Source organism: Bradyrhizobium sp. Ec3.3 (genome assembly GCF_000472925.1).
GTDB lineage: Bacteria > Pseudomonadota > Alphaproteobacteria > Rhizobiales > Xanthobacteraceae > Bradyrhizobium.
The window spans coordinates 14,525-39,468 of record NZ_AXAS01000061.1 but is presented as its reverse complement, the minus strand read 5'-3'; the positions used below and the strand labels follow the sequence as shown (position 1 = coordinate 39,468).

Here is a 24,944-nt window from a genome sequence, read left to right as displayed (position 1 = left end):
ATGACCTGAAAAGCCGGCTTTTGCGCGGGTTTCGCGGGCGGCGGAAGGACCGGACCCCGTTCAGATAACGCACGGGCCCGTTCACGACAACGCACGAATAGGCATGGTCCCATTGTGATGGGTTGTTGCGCGGGGCCCACGCGCTGCTAAAGTTTCGGGCGAAAAAGCAATTCCGGATCGGCCCTTTCGGGGCCGTGGAAAGACAGTTTGTATGAATGACCACACGAGGCTCCGCGACGGCCTTGCGCCGCACGGAGAGCTCGGGGCGATGGCCACGGCGGCGCTGGCCGTCGAACCGGCCGCCCCTGCGCAAATGTCGGGAACCGGCGTCTACGCGGCGCTGGACCTCGGCACCAATAACTGCCGATTGCTGATCGCCTGTCCGACCAGTGAGGGGTTTCGCGTGGTCGATTCCTTCTCGCGCATCATCCGGCTCGGCGAGGGCGTTTCGGCCACCGGCTGCATCAGCGAGGCCGCGATCGAGCGCGCCATCGCGGCGCTCAGCATCTGCCGCGACAAGATCGAGCTGCGTAAAGCGCGGCGGCTGCGGCTGATCGCCACCGAGGCCTGCCGCGCCGCGTCGAACGCGGACGGCTTTCGCAGCCGCGTCGCCGCCGAGACCGGCATCGAGCTCGAGGTGATCGACCGCGAGACCGAGGCCGCGCTCGCCGTGCTCGGCTGCTCGCCGCTGGTCGATCCCAGGGGGCGCGGCGCGATCCTGTTCGACATCGGCGGCGGCTCGACCGAGCTGGTGCGGATCGAGCGCGACCCCACGGACGAGAATCCCCAGCCGCGCACAAAGGCCTGGATGTCGATTCCGCTTGGCGTCGTCACGCTCGCCGAGCATTTTGGTGGCCGCGACGTGACGCGCGAGACCTACGCGGCGATGGAAGAGGAGGTCGCCCGGCATGTCGCGCCCTTTGCCGAGGAGCACGGCCGCGATCTCGCCGACATGCATCTGCTCGGCACCTCGGGCACGGTGACGACGCTCGCCGGCATTCACCTCAATCTGGCGCGCTACGATCGCCGCCGCGTCGACAGCATCTGGATGGATGATGCCGACATCGCCGCGACCATCAACAAGCTGCTCGGCATGAGCTATGCGGAGCGTGCCAGCAACAATTGCATCAGCATCGAGCGTGCCGATCTCGTGCTCGCCGGCTGCGCCATCCTCGATGCCATCCGCCGCGCCTTCCCGCTGCCGCGCCTGCGCGTCGCCGACCGCGGCCTTCGCGAAGGCATGCTGGTCGAGATGATGCGCGAGGACGGCGCGCTCAGGAGCTGGTGAAATGGCCAAGGACACCACCGGCCGCTTGCACGTCCAGGTCAAGACCGGCGGCAAGCGCAAGCTGTCGTCAAAGCTGTGGCTCGAGCGCCAGCTCAACGATCCCTATGTCGCCAAGGCCAAGGCGCAAGGCTATCGCTCGCGCGCCGCGTTCAAGCTGCTCGAGATCGACGACAAATTCCGCCTTCTGAAGCCCGGCATGGCCGTGGTCGATCTCGGTGCGGCGCCGGGCGGCTGGAGCCAGATCGCGGCCAAGCGCGTCGGCTCCGTCGACGGCAAGGGCAAGGTCGTCGCCATCGATCTGTTGGAGATGCCGGAAATCCCCGGCGTCGACTTCGCCCAGCTCGATTTCATGGACAACGAGGCGCCGGACAAGCTCACCGCGATGCTGGGCGGCGGCGCCGACATCGTGATGTCCGACATGGCCGCCAATACCACCGGCCACCGCAAGACCGACCAGCTCCGCATCGTCGGCCTCGTCGAGACCGCAGCGGCCTTTGCCTGCGATGTGCTCAAGCCTGGCGGGACGTTTCTGGCCAAGACGTTCCAGAGCGGCGCCGACGCCGACCTGCTCGCGCAGCTCAAGCGCGATTTTGCCACCGTGCGTCACGTGAAGCCGGCGGCGAGTAGGCAGGATTCGTCGGAGCGCTACGTGCTGGCGACGGGATTTCGGGGTGGCAATTAGGACGCGACGGTCATTCACCCGTTGTCACGCCGCACTTCGCATACAGACGTGATAGCTTGTCTGCAGGGATCATGACACCTAACGACGTCAAAATGTCCAAACCGTCGCTTTCAGACCCTGGCTCTCGCGCGACCTCCGATAGTACAGGGAGCGCGCCGCGCGACGGCTGGGCCGATCTTGTCCCCGAACTCGGCGTTTCGAACATTCAAAACAGCTTGTCGTTTTGGCGAGATCTACTTGGTTTCGAAGTCGCTTACGACCGCCCGGTTGCTCGATTTGCATATCTCGTTAGGGGACGTTTGCAAGTTATGCTCTGCGAATTGAACGGGCGTTGGGAGACGGCTGAGATGCAGCGCCCGTTTGGACGAGGCATCAATCTTCAGATCGTCGTCGATCGCATCGAGCCTATCCTGAACGCTCTAAGCGATGCTGACTGGCCGCTCTATGAGCAACCGAACGATGCTTGGTATCGGGTGGGTGACCAAGAGTGCGGACAGCGTGAATTTCTCGTTCAAGATCCGGATGGTTACCTGATCCGCTTCGCCGAACGACTGGGGGTACGCGCACCTTCGTGACGCCGATCTTATTGCAGCCATGCCTTGACCGCTTTGCGTGGCAGGTTCGCTCCGGCCGCTTCCCGGCATCAGAAGCCGTACTTCACCGCGCCGCGCACCCGCTGGCTTTCGATGCCGCTGACGGAGCTCGTCAGGAGATATTCGAGATCGAGGCTGAGGGCGCCACCGACCCCGGCCCGCAAGCCAAGTCCGCCGGTGAGGGTGTCGCGCGAGGTCGAGGTGCCGCTGAGCGTATAGCCGGAGGCGAGGCCGACGAGATCGACGTAGTTCAGCGTCTGAGCATATCCGCCGTCGAAGGCATGGCGCCATTCCGCGCGGGCTGTCGGCGTCAGCACGCCCCAGCTCTGCAGCATCGGATAAGCGAGGCGGCCGCCGATGACGCTGGCGACGCTCGTGGTGTTCATGCTGTCGTAGGTCAGCGCCCACGTGCTCGAGCCCGTCTCGCTATAGCCGTCGAGGGCGGCCCTGACGATATCGAGACGGCCATAGGACGAGATCTTCCAGCCGTCCCATTTGGACACGTGGGTCACACCGACCGTACCGAACACGTCGCGTCCCGTGCGCGCGCCCGCGAGCATAACGTTACCGTCGCCGGACCAGCGCTTGCTATCGAATCGCAGCGTGCCGTAGCCGCCGGCGACGTCGAGATAGGTGTGCGGCCGAAAGCGCCAGCTCGCATAGATCGCGGCATCGAAGTTGCGCGCGTCGATCCGCGAGCCGTCGCTGCCGATGTCGCTATGGTCGAAGCCGAGACCGAAGGCCGCGCCGAGCTTCAGGCCGTCGGCGATGCGCCGATCGAAGCCGAGCGTGACGCCCGACGAGGTGAAGCGGTTGTCGAAACTGTCGTCGCTGCGCAGCCGGCCGAAGCCGACGGTGCCGGAGGCCCAGACGTGAAATGGGAGCACGTTGGTCTTGTTGAGGGACTCGACGGCCTGCGGCAGCATTGCGGCAAACTGGTTGACGGCGCGGCCCTCATCGCTCTGCTTCGTCAGGGAAGTGCCAAGGAGCAATTCGCTGGCATAGCCGAGGGCAGGGCCCGCGCTGGCCTGGCTGTCCAAAGAGCTGGCAGTGCGGCCGGCTCCGCCGCCGGACGCGGTGTTGCCGTTCGCGCCAGATCCCACTTGTGACGAGCCGGAGGCGCCGGCTAGGCCGGAAGCGCCGCCGCCATCGTCCTCGTCATGCAGCGCTTCAAAGCGGCTGAAGATGTTGGAGATCTGGGTCTGGCCGAACTGCACGGCGCTCGACACCTGCGAGCCGATCAGGCCGCGCACGGTGCTGCTCGCGGTCGGATCGGACCGTCCGACCGTCAGCGTGATTGCGCTCGAGGTCGCGCCGGCATTGTTGCCGTCGCCGCCGTAAGTGGCGGTGATCGCATGCGTGCCCATCGCCAGGGCCGGGGTCGCAAGCGTTGCGATCGCACCCGAGACCGTGGCGGTGCCGAGAACCGTCGTGCCGTCCTTGAACGTGACGGTGCCAGTCGGCGAGCTTCCGCCCGACAGCGTCGCGGTCAAGGTCACCGATTGTGCCGCAGCCGGCGACGTCGTTGAGCTCGAGACTGAGATCGTCGGGGTGGCCGAGCCGACCGACAGCGAGACCGTGCTGGATATCGCAGTGGTGTTGTTGCTGTCACCGCCATAGACCGCCCTGAACGCATGCAATCCTCCCGAAAGCGAGGAGACGAACAGGATTGCGGCCGATCCGGAGACGGTGACGGTGCCGAGCGAGGTGGAACCGTCGTAGAAAGTCACCGATCCTGTCGGCGAGCGACCGCTGCTGATGGTCGCGATCAGCGTGACCGAGGTGCTGGGGGCCATGGCCGTCGAGGACGCGGTCAAGGTGACCGTCGGAGTGTCCTGACCGACGGCCACAGTGACTGAGCTCGAGTTCACCGATGCATTGTTGGTGTCCCCATCATAGGTTGCCGTGATCGTGTGCGAGCCCAGTGATAGCGACGACAGCATCAGGATCGCGGTAGAACCGGAGATCGTCGCGTTGCCGAGCTGTGTCGAGCCTTCGTAAAAGGAGACGGTGCCGCTCGGCGTGACACCGCCTGACATCGTCGCGACCAGCGCGACCGAGGCGCCGTAGCTCGCCGAGGAGGATGAGGCGTTGAGCGCGATCGACGGCGTGGCCTGGACCACTGTCACGCTGGTCGTGCTGGTCGTCGAGGCGGCGTTGTGATTGGAGTCGCCGCCATAGCTCGCTGTGATCGTATGCGAGCCGACCGAAAGAGTGATCGAAAGGCTTGCCGAACTGCCTGATACCGACGCCGATCCGATCGCGGTGCTGCCGTCAAAGAACGTGACCGTTCCACTGGTCGAGACCCCATTGGCGAGCGTGGCGGTCAGTGTCAGCGCATTGCCGTAGACCACGGAGGAGGATGATGGCGACAGGGACAGCGTCGGCGACGCCTTGTTGATGGTGATTTGGTAGAACACAGAAAAGCCAGCCGCGTCAGCAGGATAGGTGTCCGTTCCATCCACGAAGTTATACGCGGCGGTGTATGTGCCCGCCGCAGTTGGAGTCCCGGTCAACGTGAAGGCGCACGTTGGGGAGGTGCCGCTTTGTACGGGGGTGAGGCCAGGGAAAGTGAAGTTAGATGGCTGCGGCGTACATGATAGAGCGTCCGTGTAGACGGTGACGGACTGGGAGTACGCCGTTCCGACCGTGCCGCTCGGCAGTATTCGCTGGGCGTGGGCGGTGCCATCGATGGCGAAGAACGAGAAGGCCGCCAGCACGGCGGCGAGCCATGTGTACCCGAACCGAATATGGCCGCGGCGTGCAATCTTGTCCAAGTCAAAAGAGATCATGTCCCAGCCCCACCTTTTCGGATCCCGGCCGAAGACTGGTCTCGGCGCGGGCACCCGCACTGATCGGGACGCGCGGCCCATCAACTGCCGCAAATCCGCGCGACTCGACGTCTTACGTGTCTGGGATCGACTGAGGTCTGTTAGGTGAAGGTGGGAGAATCCACCATCAATGCGCGTTGATCTCGCGGGCGCGCCCGGTCCACCTGCAGCTCGAAGCCGAGACCGATGAGCGCCTGGTCGCGCTTGCGGCTGAATCAGGCCGGGATCGCCCGCACCGCCGCGCCGATGCAGATGGCAGCCATGATGCACGGTAGCGCCCAGCGTATCTGCTGCCTGAGTTCATCGATCACGGCTCCACTCACCGCTTGCGCGCGACGCGACAGCGTGTCCAATGACATGTCGACGATCAGGACCACGATCAGGTACATGTAACCAAGGGAGATGATTTGGGCGACCGGCGTGTTGAGCGAAATGCAGCCCGGAAAGCTCGATTCGAACGTGAAGCTGATGGCGGCGAGCGCGAGCAGCGACGAGAAGATCAGGCTGCCCTTGTCCTTGGGCGCCAGATCCGGTGCCCATAGTACGAAAACGGATACGGCCAGCACGGCCATGATCGGCACGAAAATGCGCAGCAGATAATGCGTCGAGATCCGTGCGAGCGTCATGGTCACGTCGAGCTTGGAATAGCTGCGGGCGTTCCACCCCATCGCATCACGGTTCGCGAAGCGCAGGCCGGCGGCGCGCCAGTCGACCGAGGCGGTCGTATCCTCGATCCCGGAGATGTCCCGATCGGACTCGGTGGAAACCAGGATCGCGTCCTGCGCCGCATGGCGCGGCAGGAAGAACGAAAGCGTGAGATCCTGGCGGTCGAACGGGAAAGCGTTGAGGTTCAGGCCGAAGCGAAAGCGCGCCTCGTAGCGTTCGATGAGCATCACCTCGCCATTGGCATAGGTCGACGTGGCCACGGTGCGCGCCTCCGGCTCGCCGATGCGATTCTCGATTTCGAGGCCAGGCGTCCAGATCGATTTCAGATATTCGTCGGCTCCCGCGCCGGTGCGGTCGAGGCGGCCGAAGCCTATCGCGACGGGATCGAAGGCCTGCCGACGATCGGTCCAGCGCTGCGTGACTTCGACGAACAGGCGTCCTTCGCCGACGACTTCCTTGATCGAGAGCACCTTGAGGATCCGCACCGCGACGCGCACCCGCACGGGAAGCTGTGCTCCCGTTGGCAGTTCGGTCTGAACGGCCTCCGCTGGCGTCGAGGCGAGGCAGAACAGCGTCAGGATCACGCTCAGGATGCCGGCGAACGGTCTCATGGGCGTGACCTGCCGCGCGCGCACGTGGCGCGGAACAAGAGTGCGAACGCCAGGAAAGCGCAGATGCCGCCGCAGATCGCGATGACGCGCAACTCGGTGCGCGAGCGTCCGAGTTCGATACCGTAGTCGGCCTTGAGCGCGATGGAGAAGCCGATCATGCGGCCGCTGAAATCGACAAGCGGACGCGTAATCAGGTCGTAGCGACGGCCGTCGATCGTCGGCGAAGCTGCCACGCTGTCATGCGCCGGACGCAGCGGCATCGTCTTCAACAGCGACGAGAACAGCCGGTCGTCGGTCGACATAGCCAGCACGAGGTCGCCGAAGGCAGGCAGATTGGGATCGAGCGCGATGCCTGCGAGAGAGGGAACGACGATGATCGCGATGTCGGCGTTTGAGGTTGCTTTGACGCTCTCGATCAGAGGCTTGAGATCGAGGCCGACTTCAACGGTTCCGACCATGACGCCCTGCTGTTCGACGACGGTCGCCCTGCGCAGGCCGATTCCGGCAACGCCGATTTCCAGCCCGACCTGCGAGCGACCGGTGCGATTGGCGGCGACGATCATCGGACGAAATCCGGAGATGTCGTCGTCGAATTGATCGGGCTTGTGGACGCGCAGGAAATAGCGGATGTCCTTGTCCTGGAAGCCGAAGATCTGCACGCCAGCCTGCTGGCGCAGATGGGCAAATGTCTCCGCAGACTGGCGCATCAATTCGGCTCGGTCGCGCGCGGCGAGCGCTTGGCGGATCGTCGTACGCCGCGCCGTGACCTCGGCCAGCGCCAGCGCGAAACGGCCGCCGCGGTCGAACGCGGTCGAGAGCTCGCCGTTGACGAGCCGCATCTCGCCGCCACGAACACGGGTTCCGATTTCGATCTCGTAGCCGTCGGCAAACCAGAGCATGACGCCGAAGGCGGCTGCGATCACGGCGGCCACCGTCGCGGCGAGCATTCCCGACAGACCAGGTGAGGGGCGGTGTTCGCGTTTGAAATCGACCAACTCGGTCGCGGTCTCAGCGGCAGGAATAGAAGTTTCGATCGCGAGCATCTGGAATTCGGTGGGACCTGAGACGGCAACTTACGAGGGTGCAAAACGCAATTGCTGAGAGATGAGCTGCGCGTAGGAAGCTCATTCACGCCGAAACCGTCCATTTATCGGTGGCTCACCATATCGCAGCACTCTAGCCGTTTGGGATAGTGCACAAATATCAATGGGCGTTGATGAATGTCTGAAATTTGATCAGTTCGGGGCCACGTGAAGACGGCGGCAAGCCTCCGGCGATTTCCGCTATTCCGCCGCTGTTAGTGAACAAGCGGACATCAGGCGCGTCGGCACCAGGCATCTCGTTTTATGAGCGTACGCCCAATTGAACGCCGCCTTCGGGCGGGGCCTAAAGGCGCCCCCTCGCGAATTGCGCCACGATCGCATATTGCCTTCGCCCGACGCGTCAAGCGATTTCGGAAAAGACGCAGGGTGTCGTCTCGGCGCTCCCTGCTACTTTGGCATGGGGTTGTTTTCCGGAGTTTTGCCAGGGCGCCCTGTGGCCACAGGCTCCGTCATCGCGAGCGCAGCGAAGCAATCCAGACTGCATCCACGGAAAGATTCTGGATTGCTTCGCTGCGCTCGCAATGACGAGGGAGGAGTCACCCCAGCCGCTGATCCCGCATGTCCTGCGTATCCTCGGTCGCAGCCTTGACGGCGGCACTCGCCGCGCTCTTCGCCGCGCCCTTGCGGCTGGCGATCTCGACCGCCTTGCGGCCGGAAATCTCGTGGCCGGCATCGCGGGGCATCTGCCAGAAGAACCAGGCCGACGCGGCCGAGGTCAGCCCCACCACGATGAAAGCGGGCCAGAACACGGTGGCGTCGATCTCAGTGACGTGGCGCCACCACATCGTCGATTCGACCGAGAAGGCGCCGACCGCGACGCCCGCGGAGACCGCGAGTTGCTGGTTGACGCTGACGAGCGTGGTGGCGCGGCTCATCTGCGCGGCCTCGACGTCCGCATAGGCAACCGTGTTGATCGCGGTGAACTCCAACGAGCGGAAGAAACCGCCGACCACGAGGATCACCATGATGATCAGCAGCGGGGTCGTCACCGTGAACAGCGCGCACACGCCGAGGAAGAACGCGCTGATGATCGCGTTCACCGTCATCAGGTTGCGGAAGCCGAAGGCGCGGATGATGCGGGCAGCGAGCGTCTTCATGCCCATGGCACCGAGCGAGGAGGCGAAGGTCACGAGGCCCGAATGGAACGGCGTCAGCCCGAAGCCGATCTGCATCAGGAGCGGCAGCAGGAACGGCAGTGCGCCGATGCCGAGCCGGAACATGAAGCCGCCGATGACGGCCGCGCGCAGCGTCGGAAGGTTCAGCAGCGAAAAGTCCAGCACCGGGGATCCCGTGCGCCGCGCATGAATGACGTACAGCGTCATCGAGATCGCGCCGCCCGCGATCAGGGCCAGCACCGTGCTCCAGGGCAACAGGTTGAGGCCCGCGACCGACAGACCGAAGGCAATACCGGCAAGCCCGATGCCCGCGAGCATCATGCCCTTGAGATCGAACGGCTCCTGCGCCTCGCTCTTGATCGGATCGATGAAGCGCAGCGCCATGAAGATGCCGAGCAGACCGATCGGCAGGTTGATCAGGAAGATCCAGTGCCAGGACGCATAGGTGGTGATGAAGCCGCCGAGTGGCGGGCCGACCACGGGACCGATCAGTGCGGGTACGGTGACCCAGGCCATGGCGTTGACGAGATCGCTCTTGTCGATCGAGCGCAGCAGTACGAGCCGCCCGACCGGCGTCATCATCGCGCCGCCCATGCCCTGGAGGATGCGCGCGAACACGAAGTCGGTCACCGAGCCCGACAGCGCGCAGCCGACCGAGCCCACCATGAACACGCCCACGGCGATCGCAAACACCAGCCGCGCGCCGAACCGGTCCGCGGTCCAGCCGCTCGCCGGGATGAACACTGCAAGCGAGAGCAGGTAGGAGGTGATCGCGAGCTTCAGCGTCAGCGGGCTCGTGCCGATGTCGGCGGCGATCGCGGGCAGGGATGTCGCGATCACCGTCGAGTCCATGTTTTCCATGAACAGGGCGGTCGCCACGATCAGCGGGATCACGCGTTGCTTGTTGACCGACATGACGGATATTTAATGGAAATCAGAAGGGAAAGGTGAGCGATGCGGCTTAACACCGTCGCTGCTCCGAGACCATTGCGGAACCGCGCATAGCACCTAAATCCTGCGTGACGGTGCGACCCCGACTGTGTCCGGGATTCACCGTGTGCTGGAGATCCCGCGATGATCTACATCCTTGCCGCGCTTCTGCCGCCGATCGGGCTGCTCCTGAACGGGCAGCCGTTCTCGGCGATCTTCAACCTCGTCCTGTGCGTGGTTTGCGTGATTTTCGGCCTGGTTTTCCACGTTTTGCTGCTGGTCCCGTCGGCGCATGCCGTCATCGCGGTTCACATGAAGCGGGAGGACCGGCGGCACCGGGAGGTCGTGGACGCGATCCGCCAGCACGGCCCGCCGCCGGGTTATCCGCGCTAAAAGGCGCAAAAAAGCCTGTGCATGGCTGGCAATCGGACCGAATTGCTTTGATTCGTCACCCGGCCGTGCTATCGACCGGCGTCAACCCCACCGATGGGCTCCGATTCGACGGTGCTGCCGCAAGGTACGCCGAGGGCGGCGCTCATCCATAAGCATTTGCGGCACGGCCGCAGGAAGGAGTTGGCATATGGCCACGGTGCAACTTCAAGGCATTCGCGAAGCCTTTACGTTCGACGACGTGCTGTTGAAGCCGGGCCTGTCGGACGTGCTTCCCTCCGAGGTCGATATCCGCTCGCGCGTCACCCGCGCCATTCCGCTCAACATTCCGATCATGGCTTCCGCCATGGACACCGTGACCGAGGCGCGCATGGCGATCGCCATGGCGCAGGCCGGCGGCCTCGGCGTCATCCACCGCAATTTCGATCCGGAGGGGCAGGCCGCCCAGGTGCGGCAGGTCAAGCGATACGAGTCGGGCATGGTGGTGAACCCGCTCACCATCAGCCCCGATGCCACGCTGGACGACGCGCTCAAGCTGATGAGCGATCACGGCATCTCCGGCATTCCCGTCGTCACCGGGGCCGGCAAGACCACGCCGGGCAAGCTGGTCGGCATCCTCACAAATCGCGACGTGCGCTTTGCGACCGACCGCCGGCAAAAAGTCTCAGAGCTGATGACGCACGAAAATCTCGTCACGGTGCGCGAGAATGTCGGCCAGGATGAAGCGAGGCGGATGCTGCACAAGCATCGCATCGAAAAGCTGCTCGTCGTCGACGATCAGTATCGCTGCGTCGGCCTGATCACCGTGAAGGACATGGAGAAGGCGGTCGCCCATCCGCTCGCCTGCAAGGACGCGCACGGCCGCCTGCGGGTCGCTGCTGCCACCACCGTCGGCGATACCGGCTTCGAGCGCACCGAGCGGCTGATCGACGCCGGCGTCGATCTCGTCGTCGTCGACACCGCGCATGGCCACTCCCGTCACGTGCTCCACGCCGTCAACCGCATCAAGCGTCTCTCCAACTCGGTGCAGGTCGTTGCCGGTAACGTTGCGACCGAAGACGGCGCGCAGGCGCTGATCGACGCGGGCGCGGACTGCATCAAGGTCGGCATCGGCCCGGGCTCGATCTGCACCACGCGCATCGTCGCCGGTGTCGGCGTGCCGCAGCTCACCGCGATCATGGATGCGGTGGAAGCGGCGAAGAAAGCCGACATTCCCGTCATCGCCGACGGCGGCATCAAGTTCTCCGGCGACCTTGCGAAGGCGCTGGCAGCTGGCGCCGACATCGCCATGGTCGGTTCGCTGCTCGCCGGTACGGATGAAACGCCAGGCGAGGTCTTCCTGTGGCAGGGCCGCTCCTACAAGGCCTATCGCGGCATGGGCTCGGTCGGCGCGATGGCGCGCGGCTCGGCCGACCGCTACTTCCAGCAGGACATCAAGGACACCTTGAAGCTCGTGCCTGAAGGCATCGAGGGCCAGGTGCCCTACAAGGGCCCGGTCGGCAACGTCATGCACCAGCTCGCCGGCGGCTTGCGCGCCGCGATGGGCTATGTCGGCGCGCGCGACATGAACGATCTGCACCAGAAGGCACAGTTCGTCCGCATCACCGGCGCGGGCCTGCGCGAAAGCCACGTCCACGACGTGACCATCACGCGCGAGTCCCCGAACTATCCGGGCGGGGGTTAGGGCTCTCCCTGTCATTCCACGGCGCGCGTAAGTTTACGCGCGCTCACCCCCACGCACCGCCGTCATGCCCCGCGAAGGCGGGGCATCCAGTACTCCGCGGCTTCTCCGTATCCCATCGCTGTCTCTGGAATACTGGATCGCCCGCCTTCCGCGGGCGATGACGCTGACAGTGTGGGCGGGCATGCCTCAACGTCGTCATTGCGAGGAGCGCAAGCGACGAGACAATCCAGTCCTTTTGAGTTGACTGAACTGGATTGCTTCGCTTCGCTCGCAATGACGAATACAACAATGAGGAAGCCATCATGTCCCAAGGCAAGCGCATCGTTCTCGCTGCACGTCCTGTCGGCGAGCCCAAGCCGTCTGATTTCCGTATCGAGGAATTCGCAGTCCCGACGCCGGGCGCAGGCGAAGTGCTGTTGCGGACGATCTGGCTGTCGCTCGATCCCTATATGCGCGGACGCATGAGCGAAGGCCCGTCCTATGCCGCGCCGGTGCCGATCGGCGGCGTGATGGAGGGCGAGACGGTCAGCGAGGTGACGGCCTCCAACAATGCCGTTTTCGCCAAGGGCGACATCGTGCGCACGCGCGCCGGCTGGCTGACGCATGCAATCTCGAACGGCAAGGGATTGATCAAGGTCGATCCGAAGCTGGCGCCGATCTCGACCTCGATCGGCGTGCTCGGCATGCCCGGCATGACGGCTTATACGGGCCTCCTCGACATCGGCAAGCCGCAAGCCGGCGAGACCGTCGTCGTCGCCGGCGCTTCGGGCGCGGTGGGCTCGGCCGTCGGCCAGATCGCGAAGATCAAGGGTGCGCGAGCGGTCGGCATCGCCGGCGGCAAGGACAAGTGCGACTACGTGGTCAAAGAGCTCGGCTTCGATGCCTGCATCGATCACCGCGATCCCGATCTCGCTGCCAGGCTGAAGGACGCATGCCCGAAGGGCATCGACGTCTATTTCGAGAATGTCGGCGGCGCGGTGTTCGAGGCGGTCTTCCCGCAGCTCAATGCCTTCGCGCGCGTGCCGGTCTGCGGCCTGATCGCGCATTACAACGACACCGAGGCCAAGCCGCCGAAATGGGCAGGCAGCATGATGCGCGCGATCCTGACCAAGCGGCTCACGTTCCGCGGCTTCATCGTCAGCGACTTTGCGGCTCGCCACGGCGACTTCCTTCGCGACATGTCCGCCTGGGTCCGCGAGGGCAAGGTCAAGTACAAGGAGTTCGTCACCGAGGGGCTGGACAGCGCGCCCGGCGCCTTCATGGGGCTCCTGAAGGGCGCCAATTTCGGTAAGCAACTCGTCCGGGTCGGGCCGGACAAGGCTTAAGCCGCCGTCGTCTGCGCGGCACGCGACGCTGGTGGGTGGGTCGGTCGGGAATCCGGTTGACTCACCCAATGATTGTGCGGAAGAAATGCGCTCGTTAGAGTGACTGATCGGATCGGGCCACGAATTCGCGCGGCCGTGGCATTCCGAAAAGGGGCTGGCGGGCGGCGAACGATGAACATCGGCGTAGGACTGCATGTCGTCGTCGCAATCACCCTGACGTCTGCCCTCGTTGCCCCAGCCTTGGCTGACGAAGCGCCGTTCTCGCGACGCGTGTCGATGGCGTTGACGGTGCTGCCCGGCGATCTCCTCGAAACCATATCGACGGTCGATGTCGCGATCCGCTCCGAAGTGGCTGTCACCGCGTTTGGCCAGATCACGCTTCAGGTCAATGAACACTTCGCGAACCTCGAGATCATCGAGGCGACGACCGTCAAGGCCGACGGGCGCCGCATCGACGTTCCCGCGGACAAGATTCTCACCTCCAATCTCCCGAACGCGTCGCAACTCGGTATCTTCGAGGCGGATGTCAGGAACCGCACCATTGTCTTCCCCGACGTCGCCGTCGGCGATAGCCTTCATTACAAAACGCACAGCCGCGAACGCCAGCACGGCATCTCGGGCGGGTTCAGCGCGACGTACGTCGTGCCGCCCTCGGGCCGTTTCGAAAATGTGGAAATCACGCTTGATGCGCCCAAGAGCCTTGCCGTCGCGGAACAGTCGGACGGCTTTGCTCGCTTGTCAGAAGAGAAGGGCGAGCGCCGGGTCGTGTCATGGACGCTTGGACCACAGACCTATCAGGCCGATGAGCCCGGCGCGACCGCGGCCATCGATCACAGCCCGTATCTCATTCTTTCGAGCTACGGCAGCTGGCAGGCCATCGGCCAGGGGTTTCTGGACGGCGCGGCCCCCATGAGCAAGCCGACGCCGGACTTGAAGACGGTGGCGGAGGACCTCACCAGGGACATCACGGATCGCCGCGAGCAGGCGCGCGCCATCTTCGACTGGGTCTCGAAGAATGTGCGCTATTTCTCGATCTTCCTCGGGCAAGGCGGCTTCGTGCCGCACGATGCGGCAAGCGTGCTCGCCAACAAGTACGGCGACTGCAAGGATCACGTTACGCTGATGCGGGCTCTCCTGGCCGCCAAAGGCATCGAGGCGGACTACGCGCTGATTTCCACGCTACCGGTCTATCGCGCCTTTGAGGTGCCGACCCCAGGGTGGTTCAACCATGTGATCCTGTGGCTGCCCGAGTTCGACCACTACGTCGATCCGACTGCGAGCACCTCTACCTTCGCAAGCTTGCCGGGCGTCGAGACGGACAAGACCGTGCTGCGGATCGGCACCAAAGGCATCGTCGTGGTGCGGACGCCCCCACTTGCCGCCGAGAGCAATCGACTGACGGTCACGGCCGACGTCACCCTCGCAGCGGATGGGACGGCCAAAGGCACTGCAACCGTCGCAGCGCAGGGCGCGACAGGCGCCAGCTTGCGCGGGGTCATGACCCAGGTCGCCCTGAAGGGGGGCGACGTGCTTGCGAAGGAATTGCTTGGCAAGCAGAACTGGCGTGGCACAGGCAATATCGAGGTCCGGCCGGCGACTGATCACAGCGAGCCGTTCGTCGTAAAGACCACTTATGATTTGTCCAACAAGTTCTTCGGCGACGAAGGCAACCGGAGTGCCATCCCGATGGGGCCGCGTTTATTGCTTCCGGCCCTGAACCCGTTCGACCAGGCCATCAAGGGAAAGCACAGGCAGAACTTCGTGTGCCAGGCGCAGAGCTACGATCAAATCATCGATCTACACCTGCCTGAGGGGCGGACCCCGACGAACATTCCCGCTAGCGTCAATGTGAGCCTGCCGCTCGCGAGCTTCGAAGCTCGCTATGAGCTCAACGGGCAAACGCTGCATATCGAGCGCCGGACCGTCATCCGGGTGCCAGGGCAATCATGCTCGCCGCAGATCGCGACGGATATCGCGCCGGTCATCGCGGCCGCCACGAAGGAGTTCGGCTGACGGCCGCAATTCGCTCGCAAGGACGGCAGTCCGGGGCAGAACCCCTAGCTGGCCCCGCTTCGGCCCGGGGCGGGTGATTGGTTAATAAAGAGTCGCCAATCGGCAACACCTGCCCGCAAAAGTCGCAGCTGTGACCGTCCGTTCATTGACCGGCCGGTGAAGGCATTGAATCATTGGACCAATTTCAGGTGCGATGATGTTTGAGATTGGTATTTTCAGCGTAATTCTGCTGGCCGCCGGCTATTGGGCGACCATGTTCATTATGGGCCGTCACGACGACGTGCTGCACGGCAAGTTTGTTCACACCGATGCCGAGGAAGGAGCAGCGCCTGTTGCGCCACCGTTTCCGACCCGGCCGGTCTTCCCCAAGCGTCCCGTGCCGCGGGCCGTTGGCAGCCCGAAGCCCGTGAACAGCGACGCCCTTCAATCGCTGCTGGTCGCGATCCAACAGAACCTGAAGGACGTTGCCTAGAGCCTAGACGCTGCCGCGCTCGACCAGGGCGAGTTCGACCGCGCGTCGCGGCTCGGTGCTCGGCCTGCCGGACAGGCGCGCCAGCAAGAGCTCGCCGGCGATGCGGCCGATCGCGGCGGAATCAAAAGTGATGGTGGTGAGGCCCGGCGTGATCTGGTCCGCCACGTCGTTGTCGCCAAAGCCGAGCACGGCGAGATCGCGTGGGACCAACACACCGCGCGACCGCGCCTCGATCAGCGCACCGGTCGCCAGCAGATCGTTGGCACAGAACACGGCGTCGACGCTGCCGCCGCGGTCGTGCAGCGCGGTGAAGGCTGCGCGGCCGTCGACGAGGCCCGTGATCTCATTGAGGCCGATCTCGTGGACGATCTCTAAGCCCAGCCTTGCCGCCGCCGCGCGAAACCCGTCGCGGCGGAGCGCGCCGCGGCCGCCGTTGCGCCCGATGAAGGCGACGCGGCGATAACCGGCGTCCGCCAACCGCCGTGCCGCCATTGCACCTGCGTCGGTGTTGGAGAGGCCGACCAGCATGTCGATGGGATCGCGCGGAAACGCCCAGGTTTCGATCACGGGCATGCCGAGCTCGGCGAGCGCGGTGCGGTTCTCCTGCAGCTCGATCACGCCGGTGAACATCACCGCTGCAGGGCGGATGCCGCGCAGCGACTGGATCATCGCGACCTCCTTGGCATAGGAGTAGGAGGTCTGGCCGACCAGCACCTCAAAACCTTCCGGCTCAAGCGTGGCGGCGAAGCTGCGTACCGCAAGCCCAAACTGCTGGCTCAGGATGTTAGAGACGAAGGCGACGACCACGTTCGAGCGGCCCGAGCGCAGCGCGCGCGCATGCGGGTTCGACGCGTATCCGGTGGCCTCGATCACTTCGAGGATGCGGTCACGCGTCTCGCGATTGACCTTCTCGGGATGACGCAGCACCCGCGACACCGTGATCGGCGCGACACCGGCGCGCTCCGCCACCTCCTCGATGCGCGGCGGCCGTCCGCCCGCGCTGCCTCGGCCAGGCGGCGACGGAATGCGCAGCACGTCATCGTATGTCGGCGTTGTCGGAGCGGTCATCGAATCCCTGAAGAAAACGACGTTAGGTTAGAGCATGATGAGATCAGAATTCATTGCAACCTCGACGGAGGTGCGCTCCCTCCCCGCTTGCGGGGAGGGCTGGGGAGAGGGTTTCTCCGCAATCGATAACCCCCAAGGGGAGAAAGCCCTCACCCGGCGCTTCGCGCCGACCTCTCCCGCAAGCGGGAGAGGTGCAGCGTGCCTGCGGCCAAAGCTCATTACGCCAATATCTCCTCGCGTGTCAGGGCGCGGCCGACCTGGACCAGGCAATCGCCGCTCTGGCTGTCGGTGTGCAGGCGTTGCGAGATCACGATGCCGTCGGTGGGGAAGCGAAGCACCTCTTCGGGAACTTCCGGGCGCTCGAAATCATGATACCAGCCGGCGATGTCGCCGGCCTTGACGCGTGCACCAACTGTGACGGCCGGCTCGAACCAGCCGCGCCGCGTCGCGAACACCGCTTGCGCGTGGCTTTGCAGGGCCAGCAATTCGGTATCGCGCTCGACCGGTGCATGAGGTCCGAGCACCGGCGCCTGCACGATGCCGAGTGCGAGCAGCAAGCGGTCGACGGCGCGCGCGGTGAGGGCTATCGTCTGCGGCGTGACGGTGCCACCGCCGCCGAATTCACCTGACAGCCCGATCGCGCCGGCGCGCGCCGCCGCCGCCATCGAGGTCGGTGCGGTGGCGCCATTCTCGGCGACGAAGGCGAAGGGCATCCCTAACCCTTCCATCAGACGCAGCGCGTGGCCGAACATCTCGGGTGGTCCCTGCCGCTCGATCAGCGCGCAGGGAACATGCGCCATCGAGGTGCCGCCGGAATGAATGTCGAAGACGACGTCGTGGCGTGGAAACAGCTCGTGCTCGAGGAAGTGTGCCAGGCGAAACGTCGGCGTGCCGCCGGCATCGCCCGGGAAGGCGCGGTTGAGATTGCCCTCGTCGAGCGGCGAGCGCCGCCGCGCCGCCATCACGGCGGGCAGGTTGGCGAAGGGCAGGATGGTGATCTCGCCCTTGATGGCGGCAGCATCGAGCTGGCGATACAGCCGCGCGAGCGTGATCTCGCCCTCATATTCGTCGCCGTGATTGCCGGCCATCAAGAGGAGCTTTGGGCCGGCGCCGTTCCTGATCCGGAAGATCGGGATCTTGAGCTGGAAATAGGGGGAGCGATCGATCGAGAAGGGAATGCCGAGATGGCCGGACCATTTCTGGTCCTTCTCGAAATCGATCTCGTGAAAAAGTCCGGTGTGCATGTGCTGCCTCGGGGCCGCGCCGTTGGCGACGCCGGCCGAAGGTTGGAAGAGAAGCGACGCCTTTAGAGCAAGGCGACCGCAGTCATCTCGACGCGCAGGTCGGGATCTGCGAGGCGGGCCTCGACGCAGGCGCGCGCAGGCGGATTGGCCGGATCGATCCAGACGTCATAGACCGAGTTCATGGTGTCGAAGTCGGTGATGTGCGGCAGGAAGACGTTGACCGCGACGAGCTTGGAGCGGTCAGAGCCGGCTTCCTTCAACAGCGCGTCGATCTTGGCGAGCACCTGCTGCGTCTGCGACACGATGCCTGTCTTGCGGTCGTCGGCGACCTGGCCGGCGATGTGCACCAGGCCGCCGGCAGCGACCGCCTGGCTCATGCGCGGGCCGGCGACGTAACGTTTGATCATCTGAAAATTCTCCTCGTGAAGGTGAGCTCCTGCGCACGGTGCGCGGGAGCGTTGTCCGAGCTTACAGCGTCGGCAGCGACTGCTCTTCCTTGAACCATTTGAGCTGCAGCGCGCCGAGCTTGCCGTTGAGCTTGTTGGTGAAGATGTCGGTGTTGATCCAGTTGAGCAGGTTCTGCTCGCCCTGGCGCACGCCGACATGGGCCGGCGACTGGCGGATCAGGAATTTCAGCTCGACCTCCTTGGTCGGGTTCTGCTCCTGCACCTTGATCGCGATCGCGCTGTTCTCGGCAAAGGTATCGGCTTGTCCGGCGAGGAAGGCGGCGATTGCGGCCGGCGTGTCCTCGAAACGGACCAGCTTCACCTTCGGTGCGTTGTCGGTGAGCCAGACGTCGAGCGTCGTGCCCTTGGCGACCGCGACGGTGCGCCCCTCCAGATTGTCGGGCTTCTTGCCGGTTGCTGCCGGGATAGACTTGGCGCCGTAGACGCCGAGATTCACCACCGCATAGGGCTGCGAGAACATCACCTGCTGCGCACGCTCCGGTGTGGCGCCGAGACCGGCGATCAAAATATCGATCTTGTCCGAGAGCAGGCTCGGAATCCGCGCCGCGCCGGTGACCGGGACGAGCTCGAGTTTCACGCCCATGTCGGCAGCGATCAGCTTGGCGAGGTCGGCGTCGAGACCCGCGATCTCGCCCTTGTCGTCCTTGAATCCCCAGGGCGCGGCGTCGGTGAGGATGCCGACGCGGAGCTTGCCTGCGCCGAGCACGTCCTGGAGCTTGTCGGCCTTGGCGAGGCTTGTCGCGGCGAGGACGGCAAGCGCCGCTGCTGCGATCGTGAAAAGGGACTTCCGCTTTCTCATGACTCTCTCCTGGTGGCGGCACGATGGCCGGACTGGTGGGACGACGTTCATTTCGCCGAAGCGATGAAGCTTGCGAGCTCTGACGTCTCGGGGTTTGCGAACAGCTTTGCCGGCGGGCCCTGTTCCCAGACGCGGCCCTGATGCATGAAGACGATGCGGTCGGCGACGTTGCGGGCAAAGCCCATCTCGTGAGTGACGAGGATCATCGTCATGCCCTGCTTGGCCATCGCCTCCATCACCTTCAGGACCTCACCGACCAGCTCGGGGTCGAGCGCCGAGGTGACCTCGTCGAACAGCATCAGGTGAGGGGCCATGGCGAGGCAGCGGGCGATCGCGACGCGCTGCTGCTGGCCGCCGGAGAGCTGCTCCGGCCAGGCGTCGATCTTGTCGGCAAGCCCGACGCGGGTGAGCACGTCCAGGGCCAACGCGCGGGCCTTTGCCTTGTCGATGCGGCCGGTCAGCAGCGGCGCCAGGGTGATGTTGCGCTCGACCTTCAGATGCGGAAACAGGTTGAAGGCCTGGAACACGATGCCGACGTGCTGACGGAATTTCTTGAGGTCGGGCATCCCAGCGTAGACCTTTTGCCCTTCGACGCGGATTTCGCCGGCGTCGACGCTCTCCAGCGCATTGATGCAGCGGAGCAGGGTCGACTTGCCGGAGCCGGATCGGCCGATGATCGTGACGATCTCGCCTTCCTCGACGTCGAGCGAGACTCCCTTGAGCACGTCGACCCGGCCGAACTTCTTGTGCACGTCGCGAATTTCAACGAGAGCCATCGAGGCGGGCCTCCAGGGATCGGGACCAGAGCGTGAGCGGCAGGCAGAGCGCGAAATAGATCGCGGCGACGAGCGCGTAGGTGAGGAGCGGCTGGAACGTCGCCGCACTCACCACTTGCCCTGCGCGGGCGAGCTCGACGAAGCCGAGGATCGAGGCGAGCGAGGTGCCCTTGATGAGCTGCACAAGGAAGCCGACGGTCGGCGGCAGCGATAGCCGTAGCGCCTGCGGCGCGATGATGTGGCGGAACTGCTGCCAGAGCGACAGGCCGAGGCAGCTACCTGCTTCCCATTGCGCCAGCTTCACCGCCTCCAAGCCGCCGCGCCAGATCTCGCCGAGGAAGGCAGCGGTGTAGAGCGTATAGGCAACAGTGACCGCGACGAGCGCCGGCACGTGGATGCCGAGGAACACCGGCATGCCGAAGTAGAAGAAGAACAGCAGCCCTAGCAGCGGCACGCTCTGGACGACCTGGATGATACCGGCCATCGCCCAGCGCAGGCCGGCGAAGCGGCTGATGCGGCCCATGGCAAGCCCGAGCGCCAGCGGCGCGCCGAAGGCGAGCGCGAGCACGACGAGGACGACGGTCCAGCGCAAGGCTGCGAACAGCGAGACGAGATCGATGAGGGAGAAGGATCGCATTGCCTCTTCCCTCAGCGCCGCCGTGGCCAGCGGAAGGCGGCCGCGCCAACAAGCGCAAAGAGCGCCTTGAACGACATCGCCATCGCGAAATAGACGACGCAGATCACCGCATAGACTTCGAAGCTGCGATAGGTGCGACTCTCGATGAAGCCTGCAACGTGAAACAGCTCGTCAGCGGCGACCTGCGAGGCGAGCGAGGTGCCGAGCAGCAGCAGGACGAACTGGCTGGTGACCGCCGGATACGCATTGCGCAGCGCCGGTGGCAGCACGATGTGGCGAAACACCTGCCAGCCGGAGAGGCCGAGGCAGTGGCCGGCCTCGACCTGGCTGTTCGGAATGGAATCGAGGCCCGACCGGATGATTTCGACCGAATAGGCACCGAAATAGAGCGACAGGGCCACCGACGCGGCCTCGAAGGCCGGCAGCTTCAGGCCGAAGGTCGGCAGTACGAAGAAGACGATGAAGATCTGGATCAGCGATGGCGTGTTGCGGAACAGCTCGATGTAACCGCGCACCAGCCAGCGCAGCGATTTGATGCGGCCCTTCAGCGCGACGGCGCCGGCAATGCCGATCAACAGGCCAAACAGTGCAGCGATCACGGTCAATTCGAGCGTGACGATCGCCCCGTCGATCAACTGGTTCTGATAGCGCCAGAGCGGAAGGAAATTCATCGCGTGGCCGCTCTCAGCCGAACTGCGTGGTGAGCGCACGCGTGACCGTGCCGCCGGCATCGAGGCCATAGATCACGCGCCAGCGGTCGAGACAGGTGCAGGGATGCGAGATGCCGAGGGCGAGGATGTCGCCGACGGCGAGCGGGCTGTCCTCAGCGAGGGCGATGAAGGCGTGCTGGTCGTTGAGCCGGGTGACGGTGAGCGCCTCGGCAAGGCCTCGCTGCTCCACCCCATCGCGGTAGACGCTGAGCGCGACCGGAAGGCCCTGATCGAAGGACGCGTCGCGCATGCCGAAACCGCAGATCGCGAGCCCGGCCTCGGGGCGGGACAGCACCTCGGCCCAGAGCATGAGGGCAGGGCGAAAACTTTCAGCCGCGGAGCGGTGCACGCCGTCGATGACGAGACCGCCGCGCCGGTCTATTTCTGCGAAGGCGCGTGCGTAGATGCCGTGATCGGAGAAGAACAGCGCGCCGGAGCGCAGGACGACGGTCGCGTTGCCGTCGCGCTGCGCGACCGGCACGAGGGCTGCTGCCACGACATCGAAATAAGCCGAGCCGCCGGCACTGAGGATCAGCGAGCGGCCAGGGGCGGCGTCGCGGACGAACGCAAAGGCCTCGATCGTGCGCGCCATCAGCTTCGCGATCGCGCGGGCGGTCTCATCAGCGCCGGACGTGGCAACAGCGCCTTCGTAGGTGGCAACGCCGCCGAGCGTCAGTCCCTTCGCAGCGAGCACCGCCGCGATGACGGCCTCGACCGTACTGCGCTCGCGCGCGCCGGCGCGTCCCGCGCCGAGCTCGACCAGTACGGCGATGTCGTTGCGGCCCGACAGGCGCGCGGCTTCGGCAAGCGAGGCGACCGCAGCCGGCGAGTCTGCGAAGGCGTAAAACTCCGCATCAGGATAGGCGCCCAGCAGCGCGCCGAGCCGCAGCCCGGCGGCAAGGCCGCCGATCTCGTTGGCCAAGAGCAGGCGCCGTTCGCCATGGGCAAGGAGCACGGCGGCCTGCTGGATGTTGGCGACCGTCGTGCCCCAGGCGCCGGCCTCGCGCAGGGAGCGGGCGAGCTCCGGCGACATCGGCGTCTTGGCGTGCGGGGCAACGGCAACGCCGGCACCACTGCACCAGCGCAGGAAAAGGTCGCGGTTGGCCGCAAAGGCGGCTTCATCCAGGGTGAGGGCAGGCAGCGCGAGGTCGCCGCCGCAGGGCCGCCAGCCTTGGCTGCCGATCTCCTCGGTGGCGAGGCCGTCGACCACGGGGATTCCCCGCGTGGTCGCAGACAGGCGCTGGGTGCCCCACCGGGAAAACGACTGCATTGTCCCTCCGTCTCGCGGCGCTCAATCGCCGGGGACGACGATATGACGGAAATGACAACGTTGTCATCAAGAGTTTCTAGCCATTGCAACACAAGAGCGAGGCATTGAGGTGCTATAGTAGGGAGAGGTGCCTAAGGATGAGGCTGGCCCATCTGTGCCAGCAATTCCTCGATGTCGACATCGACCTGGCCGGCGGCCCTGACCTGGCGGACCTCAAAACTGTCGGGCTGGAAGCGGTACTCGACGAGACCGGTCTCCTTGATGCCGATGCGCACCTGGCGCGCATCGCTGGAGATCACGAAGCCGGCCGAAGGCGCCCAGACGTGCCTGGTGCGGCCATAGGTGAAATCACGCCGCTGATGGACGTGACCGCTCGCGACGAGGCGAACATCTGCGCCCGCCATCATCTCGATCAGGCGCGCCCGCGCCGGCTGGGGCACGTAGCGGATCGCGGTGTCGAACGCTTCAGGGTCGTCGGGCCTGTTTGGGAACAGCGGCTTGTGCACAAACAGCGCGATCGGATTGCCGCTCGCGCGCGACAATTGCGAGGCGAGCCAGTCGAACTGCTCGCGCTCGAACCCAAGTCCCGAATTCATCACCAGCGAGTTGAGGCCGATAAAGCACCAGCCGGCCGCCTCGAACTGCCAATGGTCGTGGCCGAAGACGGCGCAGAATTGCCGGCGGTGCGCTTCGTCCACTGGCGGCGCGGGCGCAGGCCCGATCGCGGTCGGATTGTCGCCGATGTCGTGATTGCCCGGCAGATAGCGGCACGGCACAGGCAGGGCGTCGTGAAGGGTTTTTGCAAACTCCATGTCGTCGCGGCTGGTCGGGCCGTCGAAGGAGACGTCACCGGTGTTGATCACGAGATCCGGGCGCGCGGTGTCGATGTGCTCGGCGACCCTGTGGAAATTCGCAATGAGGCCCGGGAAGCGGCGGCCGAGATGGGTGTCGGAGATCTGCGTGAGGCGAAATTCGGGCATGGGATCAGCATATCCGCACTCGCTTGTCGGAGCGATGACGACGCGCGCATCGTTTGCGATCGAACAAAGTTTAAAGCACGCGGTAGCGGATCGCGAAGGCGTCCTGCGGCGCGACGGCGCTTGCGATCGGCGAGACGACGCGGTCGGCGAGATGCCAGGGGCTGAACTGCGCGGTGTGGGCGGGATCGGCTGCTAGCCGAAGCCTGAACTCGAAGGTGCCCTTGCCGGCGAGGCTCACGACCAGCCGGTGATCGCTGGTGCGATGGTCGAGCGCCACCGCACCCTTCAGCACGCTGCGGCCGTCGGCGAGGTCGACCGTGCCCTCGACTTGAGCGAGACGCTGGTTGCGATCGGTGTGGAGCTCGATCTGGGTGTCAGAAGCTTCCACTAAAGCCCCCTTGGGCAAGCGGATTTCGAACTCGACCGCCGGCTTGGACGGATTGAGCCCGAGATAGGCGAGCGCGGCGCCGCGCATGTCGTAGGCGACGAAGGCGAAGAGCCCGAAGGCCGCCAGTGCCGCGATCACATGTCGCACGACATCGCGCCGGGTGCGGTAGCCGGTGCGGAAATAGACGGTGAGGGTAATCGCGACCGCCAGGGCCGCCGCGATCCCGGCCAGCGCCGACATCAGGATTCCGAGCCCGCCATCGGCGGAATCGCCGAACAGGGCGGAAAGGGACGACAACAGCGTCATGGTGGCGGCTCGCAGGTCGCGCGGGAGAAGAGGCCAAAATCGCTTTAACTATCGATAGTTGGTCGCGGAACCGGGAACGGCGGTTCAAGTCGTTGATTGTCAGGGCCAGCGGTGGCGGCTAATGACGGTCTCGCCCTCCGCACCAAGCGGGAAGGATTCCGATGTCCGTTCAAATGGTTTTGCTGCCAGTCTTCGTTCAGGTCGCGCTGACTTTCGCGCTCCTGATCTGGATGGCGCTGGCGCGCCGCGAGACGCTGGTCTCCGGCGAGACCAAGATCCGCGACATTGCGCTCGGCGAGCCGAACTGGCCGAAGCGCGCCACGCAGATCGCCAATTGCTTTGCCAACCAGTTCGAGCTGCCGGTGCTGTTCTACGTGCTGATCGCGCTGGCGCTGCCGCTGCGCCATGCCGATCTCTTCATCGTGCTGATGTCCTGGGTGTTCGTGGTGGCGCGGTTCGCCCATGCCGGCGTCTTCGTCAACTCGAACGACCTCGGCCAGCGCTCGACGATCTGGCTCGCCAGCATGCTTGTGCTGCTCGCGATGTGGATCTACTTCGCGCTGAAGATTCTGTTGCTGATCTGAGCGTTTTGCGCG

The 24,944-nt window shown here is 65.0% G+C and carries 23 protein-coding genes; 9 read left to right on the top strand and 14 right to left on the bottom strand.

The features are described from left to right. The first annotated feature begins 211 nt into the window (after nt 1-211). The 3 genes from YUU_RS0137840 (at nt 212) to YUU_RS53025 (ending at nt 2,545) form a co-directional block, all read left to right on the top strand. Nucleotides 212-1,288: a Ppx/GppA phosphatase family protein gene (locus tag YUU_RS0137840; RefSeq protein ID WP_027526988.1), complete on the top strand. Its 1,077-nt coding sequence runs from the start codon at nt 212-214 to the stop codon at nt 1,286-1,288. Nucleotide 1,289: 1 nt separating this feature from the next. Next, a complete protein-coding gene (locus tag YUU_RS0137835; RefSeq protein WP_027526987.1) occupies nt 1,290-1,970 on the top strand; it encodes an RlmE family RNA methyltransferase in 681 nt (226 codons plus the stop codon). Between the two features lie 71 nt (nt 1,971-2,041). After that, nucleotides 2,042-2,545, top strand: a complete 504-nt coding sequence (locus tag YUU_RS53025; RefSeq protein ID WP_245288224.1) for a VOC family protein — start codon at nt 2,042-2,044, stop codon at nt 2,543-2,545. Nucleotides 2,546-2,613: 68 nt separating this feature from the next. On the opposite strand, the gene YUU_RS55410 is transcribed toward YUU_RS53025, so the two are convergent. The 4 genes from YUU_RS55410 to YUU_RS0137810 all read right to left on the bottom strand — a co-directional run bounded on the left by YUU_RS55410 (nt 2,614) and on the right by YUU_RS0137810 (nt 9,804). Beyond that, nucleotides 2,614-5,355, bottom strand: a complete 2,742-nt coding sequence (locus YUU_RS55410; protein ID WP_198031899.1) for an Ig-like domain repeat protein — start codon at nt 5,353-5,355, stop codon at nt 2,614-2,616. Nucleotides 5,356-5,609: 254 nt separating this feature from the next. Next, entirely contained in the window at nt 5,610-6,671 is a 1,062-nt protein-coding gene (locus YUU_RS0137820) for a neurotransmitter-gated ion-channel ligand-binding protein (RefSeq protein ID WP_035664475.1), read from the bottom strand. After that, nucleotides 6,668-7,714, bottom strand: coding sequence for a cache domain-containing protein (locus YUU_RS0137815; RefSeq protein WP_027526984.1), 1,047 nt, complete (start codon nt 7,712-7,714; stop codon nt 6,668-6,670). The genes YUU_RS0137820 and YUU_RS0137815 overlap by 4 nt, the downstream gene beginning before the upstream one ends. A 596-nt stretch (nt 7,715-8,310) precedes the next feature. After that, entirely contained in the window at nt 8,311-9,804 is a 1,494-nt protein-coding gene (locus YUU_RS0137810; RefSeq protein ID WP_035664468.1) for an MFS transporter, read from the bottom strand. A gap of 159 nt (nt 9,805-9,963) precedes the next feature. On the opposite strand from YUU_RS0137810, the gene YUU_RS0137805 reads away from it, so the two are divergent. The 5 genes from YUU_RS0137805 to YUU_RS0137785 all read left to right on the top strand — a co-directional run bounded on the left by YUU_RS0137805 (nt 9,964) and on the right by YUU_RS0137785 (nt 15,703). Then, nucleotides 9,964-10,212 carry a hypothetical protein gene (locus YUU_RS0137805; RefSeq protein WP_027526982.1) on the top strand — a complete coding sequence of 83 codons (249 nt, stop codon included), beginning with the start codon at nt 9,964-9,966 and terminating at the stop codon, nt 10,210-10,212. A gap of 187 nt (nt 10,213-10,399) precedes the next feature. Continuing rightward, a complete protein-coding gene (guaB, locus tag YUU_RS0137800; RefSeq protein ID WP_027526981.1) occupies nt 10,400-11,893 on the top strand; it encodes an IMP dehydrogenase in 1,494 nt (497 codons plus the stop codon). Between the two features lie 302 nt (nt 11,894-12,195). Beyond that, the gene (locus tag YUU_RS0137795; RefSeq protein WP_027526980.1) at nt 12,196-13,218 is read left to right on the top strand and encodes an NADP-dependent oxidoreductase; all 1,023 of its coding nucleotides are present in this window, start codon (nt 12,196-12,198) and stop codon (nt 13,216-13,218) included. 171 nt (nt 13,219-13,389) lie between these two features. After that, entirely contained in the window at nt 13,390-15,231 is a 1,842-nt protein-coding gene (locus tag YUU_RS0137790; protein ID WP_027526979.1) for a DUF3857 and transglutaminase domain-containing protein, read from the top strand. 196 nt (nt 15,232-15,427) lie between these two features. Then, nucleotides 15,428-15,703: a hypothetical protein gene (locus YUU_RS0137785; RefSeq protein WP_027526978.1), complete on the top strand. Its 276-nt coding sequence runs from the start codon at nt 15,428-15,430 to the stop codon at nt 15,701-15,703. Nucleotides 15,704-15,706: 3 nt separating this feature from the next. Here the strand turns inward: YUU_RS0137785 and YUU_RS0137780 are convergent, their stop codons facing one another. The 10 genes from YUU_RS0137780 to YUU_RS0137735 all read right to left on the bottom strand — a co-directional run bounded on the left by YUU_RS0137780 (nt 15,707) and on the right by YUU_RS0137735 (nt 24,348). After that, nucleotides 15,707-16,771 (bottom strand): LacI family DNA-binding transcriptional regulator, encoded by a 1,065-nt coding sequence (locus tag YUU_RS0137780; RefSeq protein ID WP_027526977.1) that lies wholly within the window; start codon nt 16,769-16,771, stop codon nt 15,707-15,709. 218 nt (nt 16,772-16,989) lie between these two features. Next, the gene (locus YUU_RS0137775) at nt 16,990-18,015 is read right to left on the bottom strand and encodes a succinylglutamate desuccinylase/aspartoacylase family protein (protein ID WP_027526976.1); all 1,026 of its coding nucleotides are present in this window, start codon (nt 18,013-18,015) and stop codon (nt 16,990-16,992) included. A 62-nt stretch (nt 18,016-18,077) separates the two neighbouring features. Further along, entirely contained in the window at nt 18,078-18,422 is a 345-nt protein-coding gene (locus YUU_RS0137770; RefSeq protein ID WP_027526975.1) for a RidA family protein, read from the bottom strand. Nucleotides 18,423-18,483: 61 nt separating this feature from the next. Further along, nucleotides 18,484-19,281 carry a transporter substrate-binding domain-containing protein gene (locus tag YUU_RS0137765; RefSeq protein WP_027526974.1) on the bottom strand — a complete coding sequence of 266 codons (798 nt, stop codon included), beginning with the start codon at nt 19,279-19,281 and terminating at the stop codon, nt 18,484-18,486. A gap of 47 nt (nt 19,282-19,328) precedes the next feature. After that, nucleotides 19,329-20,057 carry an amino acid ABC transporter ATP-binding protein gene (locus YUU_RS0137760; protein WP_027526973.1) on the bottom strand — a complete coding sequence of 243 codons (729 nt, stop codon included), beginning with the start codon at nt 20,055-20,057 and terminating at the stop codon, nt 19,329-19,331. Then, nucleotides 20,044-20,694, bottom strand: a complete 651-nt coding sequence (locus YUU_RS0137755) for an amino acid ABC transporter permease (RefSeq protein ID WP_027526972.1) — start codon at nt 20,692-20,694, stop codon at nt 20,044-20,046. Before YUU_RS0137755 ends, YUU_RS0137760 begins: the two co-directional genes overlap by 14 nt. Nucleotides 20,695-20,705: 11 nt before the next feature. Beyond that, nucleotides 20,706-21,365: an amino acid ABC transporter permease gene (locus YUU_RS0137750; protein ID WP_027526971.1), complete on the bottom strand. Its 660-nt coding sequence runs from the start codon at nt 21,363-21,365 to the stop codon at nt 20,706-20,708. A 13-nt stretch (nt 21,366-21,378) separates the two neighbouring features. Next, nucleotides 21,379-22,674 (bottom strand): alanine racemase, encoded by a 1,296-nt coding sequence (locus tag YUU_RS0137745; protein ID WP_027526970.1) that lies wholly within the window; start codon nt 22,672-22,674, stop codon nt 21,379-21,381. Between the two features lie 131 nt (nt 22,675-22,805). Then, nucleotides 22,806-23,654, bottom strand: a complete 849-nt coding sequence (locus tag YUU_RS0137740) for a metallophosphoesterase (protein ID WP_027526969.1) — start codon at nt 23,652-23,654, stop codon at nt 22,806-22,808. A 70-nt stretch (nt 23,655-23,724) separates the two neighbouring features. Beyond that, nucleotides 23,725-24,348, bottom strand: coding sequence for a hypothetical protein (locus YUU_RS0137735; protein WP_035664464.1), 624 nt, complete (start codon nt 24,346-24,348; stop codon nt 23,725-23,727). Between the two features lie 161 nt (nt 24,349-24,509). Between YUU_RS0137735 and YUU_RS0137730 the strand changes: the two genes are divergently transcribed. Then, nucleotides 24,510-24,932 (top strand): MAPEG family protein, encoded by a 423-nt coding sequence (locus YUU_RS0137730; RefSeq protein WP_027526967.1) that lies wholly within the window; start codon nt 24,510-24,512, stop codon nt 24,930-24,932. The last annotated feature ends 12 nt before the right edge of the window (nt 24,933-24,944 follow it).